This is a genomic window from Aquisalimonas sp., from assembly GCF_007120195.1.
In the GTDB taxonomy this organism is placed as follows: Bacteria; Pseudomonadota; Gammaproteobacteria; order Nitrococcales; family Aquisalimonadaceae; genus Aquisalimonas.
This window is the reverse complement of sequence record NZ_SKOG01000289.1, coordinates 1-5,907: the sequence shown is the minus strand read 5'-3', so window position 1 is coordinate 5,907 and position 5,907 is coordinate 1. Positions and strand designations below refer to the sequence as shown.

Sequence of the window (5,907 nt, the reverse complement as noted above, 5' to 3'; positions counted from 1 at the left end):
GGCATTACGTCCTGCGGTTCGCCTCCCGGGCCGAAGACCCAATTGATGTTCTGCTCCAGCGGCGAGGCAAAGTACGTCGCCACCAGAATCGTCCAGCCGGCGGGGATCCAAAACCACAACGCCCGTTGGTCGTATCCGAGGCGCCAGACCAGCCACAGCAGGAGCACAGGCAGCACGATGTGGTACAGCGACAAGGTCTGAATGAACAGGGGAATCTCGGGGTCGAACATGTACGCCGTAGCGCCGAGCGGCGGCTGTCCACCCAGTAGTACGCCTCCGATGAAGTCGAAGATCCATACCGTCTCCGGAACCAGCGTGGCAATCACCTGCGTACTCAGTATGCGCCTATCCTCGAGCAGCACGCCCAACAGCCCGAGCAGCAGCGCCACGTTGGAAAACCACAAGAAGTTCGCCAGCCCGTGCCACCACGTATACGCCGGCACAAGGATGGCCACAAAGGCCAGATAGACCCACTTCAACCAGGAGGGTAAGACAGACCCGCCAACCATCGCATCCTCATCAAATGTGACTTTCGACCGGCGGACATGCTGCGCGAGAAAACCCTCCGTTCCAAGCCTCCGTCGAACCAATGGATCACCGGGGACGCCCATGCGTAAGTGTCAGCCTATTTGGAACCTGCGGCCATCCAGACGCGTATCTCTGTGACGCCTCTCTATGGGCCGAATGCCACGCGCGGCACTAGCGCAGGTCAGGCATGGAGGCATCGGCATCACCGATCATACGGCGCGGTCCGTAATCACGTTGGTAGGGTTCCCGCTTGCGCGACCGTACGCGTCTCGCGGGCTGGCCAACTTGGTGCGGGCGCAGCGCCGCCAGCTTCCCCGGCGTTCGGCTTCTCAGCGCGCTCGAGCGTAACCTCGGCGGCCAAACGGAGTTCGATTCCGGTACCTGACGAAACGGCGTATGAGCGAGTTCTATATTGCAATCACCGTCATTGGCGCGTCAGTTCTGTTGCTGGCACTCGTCTCACGCCCTATTGAGAGAACGCCACTGGCCCCGCCCCTGGTTATGATGCTCATCGGTATTGCGCTAGGCCCGGTGGCGCTCGACCTGCTCGATCCCGCCCAGTGGGGCAACCCCTACCTGATCCTGGAAGAAGCGGCCCGGATCACCCTGGCGATTGCGGTCATGGGCATCGCCCTCCGGTTGCCACGCGGGTTTGTCCTGCGTGAATGGCAGACCCTGGCCGTCCTTCTGTGCCTGGTCATGCCCCTGATGTGGCTAGTGTCAGGACTTTCCGCCTATTGGATTTTCGAAGTCTCCCTGCTGGTAGCTCTACTACTCGGCGCTACCCTGGCGCCCACCGACCCGGTGGTTGCGACCTCTGTTGTTACCGGTAGCGTGGCAAAGAAGAACCTGCCCAAGCATGTACGGCACACTATCTCCGCGGAGTCGGGCAGCAACGACGGGCTGGCCTATCTCCTGCTGATGTTGCCAATCCTGCTGCTCACAAGGCCGGAGCAGACTGCGCTCCGCCAATGGCTGGTGCAAACGCTGCTAGTGGAAATCGCCGGAGCAGTGGTGCTGGGCGTTCTACTAGGCCTCCTTGCCGGGTACTTCCTGGAACGCGGGGAGGACAAGGAGAATCTCGAAAGGAGCTCATTTCTCGGTTACACGCTGGCGTTGACCCTGCTCGCGCTTGGCGTAGCCAAGTTGGTTCATGTTGAGGAAATTTTGACAGTTTTCGTCACCGGGCTTGCATTCGATCACCTCGTCAGGGCGCGCGAGCGGGCGGAGGAAGAAAACGTGCAGGAAGCGGTAAACAGCTTCTTCACTTTGCCTGTCTTCGCCCTGTTCGGCCTCATGCTGCCATGGGAAGCGTGGTACGAGCTCGGCTGGAAGGGTCTCCTCTTGGCTGTGACCATCCTCTTCCTGCGCCGTCTGCCGGCAGTGCTCCTGGTGTACCGATTCGCACCGCTCATCGAAAAGCGCGATGCCTGGCTCGTCGGCTGGTTTGGCCCGTTGGGGCTGGCAGCCCTCTTCTACGCCACCCTCGCGATGAAACATACGGACGAAGGAGAGTTTATCTGGGCAACTACCACCCTCCTCGTATTCACTTCGGTGCTTGTCCACGGTCTCACCGCAAGCCCTCTGGCGAAGCAGTACGGCAGAAAATTCCGGTGACGCTCGCGGAATTGCGGGAGCTAGAGCAATGCGCACCCCCGCGACTGGGCCCCTTCTGCCCGCCGCGGGGTTCGCGCACGTCGGACCTTGAGGTACCCCGAGGCGCAGCGCCGGCTGTTAGGAACTCAGTCGCATGCGCGCGCGTACCTCACCCAATATGGATATCGACTGCAACCTTCGGATCCCCGGTGCCGTGCGGCATCGGTCAAGGAAACGCGAGGGAGGCAACGATATTCAGGCATATGCAATGCGCCACGGGATCAACCTCCAGGACCGCACCCTCCTGTGGACGGCGTTGACACAACTGCGGAGTATTGAGGATGACGGACCGCGAATTGGACGAACTCGAAACACCTATTGGCAACATTATGTCCTTGAACCCGCAATGCTGTGGACTGCATAGCTCAATGCAAGAGGTGGCACAGCTAATGAGTGACGAGGATTGCGGTGAGATTCCGGTGGTCGATGGCCAGGACAAGCTCATCGGCGTAATCACCGATCGGGATATCATCTGCCGCGGCGTCGCAAAAGGTAAACGATCAGACGCCCCTATACAGGAATTGATGACAGCCGAGCCTGTCTCGATTACTCAATTAGCAACCCTGAGAGAGTGTCTGAAAACCCTGGAGGCGCACGACATTCGGCGCCTTCCGGTGGTGGATGAACACCACTTATGCTGTGGACTTGTTTCGCAAGCCGACATTGCCCGGTACGCTTCCAACCACCTAACCGGTGAGCTCGTGAGAGATATCTCTACAGTAGCCCCGATGCGTACAGTTTAATTGTGGCTTGCCTCAGCGAGCATATCGATGAGCCAATGGAACCCGACCGCGCCCGAGGGAGCACTCCAGTCAGGTTGGCAAGTACATCCCTCGTTGTGGGGCAGAACTCGGGCACTCTACGCTGCAATTCCCCGGCTACACCCATGGCTCGACCGGGACCCACTCCTATTTGACAGGTTTGGCGTTGGACAAGGCTTTGCAACCCACGCGCTAAAGGAAAGGCACCGCGTAGTGGCCACGCGCCGGAGGATTGACATCGGGTTTCCGCTGCTCTCAGAGGGGCGCCACCGTTGCCGGGGTGGATCTTATTCGGCATCGCCTACGTGAGCAGGTTTCTATGCCCAATACCTCCGATATCCGAAAAAAGGGTTTCATTGCTTTGATGATCGCGGTGTTCATCAACGCGCTAAACGACAATTTCTTGCGCCTGGTGATTATCTTCGTAGCCATCCGGGAGTTCGTCGCCGACGATGAAGGGACGTTCCTCTATAGCCTGGTCGGTTTCATATTTCTGCTTCCCTTCGTCCTTTTCTCGCCCTACGCCGGCTACACCGGGGATCGATTTTCCAAGCAGTCCATCATCGTGTGGACTCGCTGTGCTGAGGCCGCAGTCCTGATTGGCGCCGCTCTCATGCTGGTCACTTACACCGTGGTCGGGCTGTTCGTCGTGCTCTTTGCCATGGGCTTGCAAAGCGCCTTCTTCAGCCCTGCAAAATTCGGCATTCTTCCCGAGATCGTGCGCTACCAGCAATTGTCCCGCGCTAATGGACACATGCAGCTGTGGACCTTTCTGGCAATCATTCTCGGCACGGCGCTGGCGGGTGTCGTTATGGACGTGGCCGGCGAGGAACTTTGGCTTCCTGCGGTCCTTATCGTTATCTTCTCGCTGATTGGCCTCCTGTCCAGTTTTTTCGTTACGCCTACCAAGCCGGCAGGCGACCCCTCTCCCTTCCGACTCAACCCGTTCGCCGATGTGTTCAATGCAATTCGCGAAATTCGCGAATCGTGGGTACTGTTTCTCGTGATTCTGGGAATCGCCTGGTTCTGGACGCTGGGGACTCTTTATCAGATGAACGTGCCACTGTTTGCCGAGTTGCAGCTTGGCGTGGGCGAAATGGAAACTGGCGTGATTCTCACCGCGCTCGGCGTCGGAATCGGCCTGGGAAGCGTCGTCGCCGGCTATCTGGCCGGGGGCGAGATTGAGATGAAGCATGTTCCAGCAGGGATGCTCGCAACCGCACTATTCAGCATGCTGCTCTATTTTACGGACACCAGCTATGCAGGCACGCTGGCGCTGACCTTCCTGCTAGGCGTCGGCGCAGGCTTTTTTATCGTGCCGATGAGTGCCTACTTGCAACACAAGAGCCCTTCCACGAGGCGCGGCCGCTTCATTGCCGCCAGCAACTTCCTGGCCTTTTCGGCGATGCTCGCCGCACCAGTGCTGTTCTGGGTGCTGACTGGGCCGATGGGGGTCACATCCACGCAAATCTTCGTCATCTGCGGCGTAGCCTCGCTGGCGGTGGGCATCTGGACTGTCAATTTCTACCGCAGATTTCCAGAGGAGTTTAGAGCCCGCTTATAAGGGCTGACACCTCCAGGGGTCTGCTTGCGCCATAGGGCGCTGATCCGCCAGGACTTTTATATTCGACAACGGTTAGAACGGAGGATAACCCATGTCAAAGACGGACTCCCCTCATAGAATCCTGGTCGTCGGCGGCGGCGCTGGAGGGCTGGAATTGGTGACGCACCTTGGGCGAAAGCTTGGCAAACGGCGTGATGCAGAGATTATGCTCGTCGATGCCGAACTCGCCCACATCTGGAAACCCCTCTTCCACGAGATCGCAGCAGGCACCCTCTATTCCTACGAGGACACGCTGGATTACCTGGCACAGGCCAAGCGACACCACTTCCGATTCCAATACGGACGCATGGCGGGCCTTGATCGTTCCAAGCAGCACATTCGTCTGGCGGCTGAGTTCGATGAATCCGGTGCGGAACTGGCGCCGGAACGGTGCCTCGCCTATGACACGCTGGTGATCGCTGTCGGCAGTGTGAGCAATCATTTCGACACACCGGGCGCCGCCGAGCACTGCATGTATCTGGATTCAGCGGCCGAAGCCGAGCGGTTCCAACGCATGATGGCCAGAGCCTATTTCCGGGCGCAGGTTCAGCGACAACCGCTTGCGGAAGGACAGCTGTCGATTGTGATCGTTGGCGCGGGTGCCACCGGCGTGGAACTGGCCGGCGAACTCCGCGACGCGGCTCGCAAGGCGGTGCATTACGGCCTGGATCGGATCGACCCGGACACAGACCTGAAGCTCACGCTTGTGGAGGGGGCCGACCGCGTACTCCCTGCATTGTCGCCCCGCCTCTCGGAAAGAACTTATCAGCAACTACAGGCGCTGGGCATACGGGTGATCACTGGAAACCGGGTGGTGGCCGTGACTCGCGAAGGCGTTGAGCTATCCGGTGGCGACTTCATCCCTGCAGAGTTGAAAGTCTGGTCAGCGGGTATCCAAGCACCGGACTGGCTCCGTGAACTCGATGGGCTGACAACCAACTGGGCCAACCAACTAGAGGTCGGGAGGAGCCTGCAGACCACCGAGGACCCGAATATCTTCGCGTTCGGGGACTGCGCAGCGTGCCCATTACCCGATGGTGAGGGGCTTGTTCCGCCCCGCGCACAGGCCGCCAGCCAGCAGGCCGCATTCTTGGGCAAGGCGCTGCAGCATCACCTTCGGGGACAATCGCCGGGCACCTTCACCTACAAGGACCGGGGTTCGTTGATTACGCTAAGCGAGAATCGCGCCGTGGGCCGGCTCACGGGCGGCGTCTTCGGCAACCTTGCGATAGAGGGCAAGGTTGCCCGATATGCCTACTCGGCGCTCTACCGCAAGCACCTCACTGCAGTCCATGGCATGCCTCGTGTCTTGCTCATGACACTCGCGCAGGCATTGACACGGCCTACCCGGACCCGCCT

At 59.6% G+C, this 5,907-nt stretch carries 5 protein-coding genes; 4 read left to right on the top strand and 1 reads right to left on the bottom strand.

The genetic code is table 11. The features are described from left to right. Positions 1-509 (bottom strand): hypothetical protein (locus tag QZT63_RS19790; protein WP_290653765.1); only part of this gene is annotated, 509 nt, incomplete at its 3' end. A gap of 415 nt (positions 510-924) precedes the next feature. Here QZT63_RS19790 and QZT63_RS19785 point away from each other — a divergent pair. The 4 genes from QZT63_RS19785 to QZT63_RS19770 all read left to right on the top strand — a co-directional run. Next, entirely contained in the window at positions 925-2,145 is a 1,221-nt protein-coding gene (locus QZT63_RS19785) for a cation:proton antiporter (protein WP_290653763.1), read from the top strand. Positions 2,146-2,465: 320 nt separating this feature from the next. Next, positions 2,466-2,927 (top strand): CBS domain-containing protein, encoded by a 462-nt coding sequence (locus QZT63_RS19780; RefSeq protein WP_290653761.1) that lies wholly within the window; start codon positions 2,466-2,468, stop codon positions 2,925-2,927. A gap of 337 nt (positions 2,928-3,264) precedes the next feature. Continuing rightward, on the top strand, positions 3,265-4,509 hold the full coding sequence (locus QZT63_RS19775) for an MFS transporter (RefSeq protein WP_290653759.1): 1,245 nt from the start codon (positions 3,265-3,267) through the stop codon (positions 4,507-4,509). 91 nt (positions 4,510-4,600) lie between these two features. After that, the coding region (locus QZT63_RS19770) for an NAD(P)/FAD-dependent oxidoreductase (protein WP_290653757.1) at positions 4,601-5,907 on the top strand (1,307 nt) is incomplete at its 3' end.

Excerpts from the sequence above, each read along its gene's own strand:
- QZT63_RS19785 (WP_290653763.1), top strand. The coding sequence starts at position 925 with ATGAGCGAGTTCTATATTGCAATCACCGTCATTGGCGCGTCAGTTCTG.
- QZT63_RS19780 (WP_290653761.1), top strand. The coding sequence starts at position 2,466 with ATGACGGACCGCGAATTGGACGAACTCGAAACACCTATTGGCAACATT.
- QZT63_RS19775 (WP_290653759.1), top strand. The coding sequence starts at position 3,265 with ATGCCCAATACCTCCGATATCCGAAAAAAGGGTTTCATTGCTTTGATG.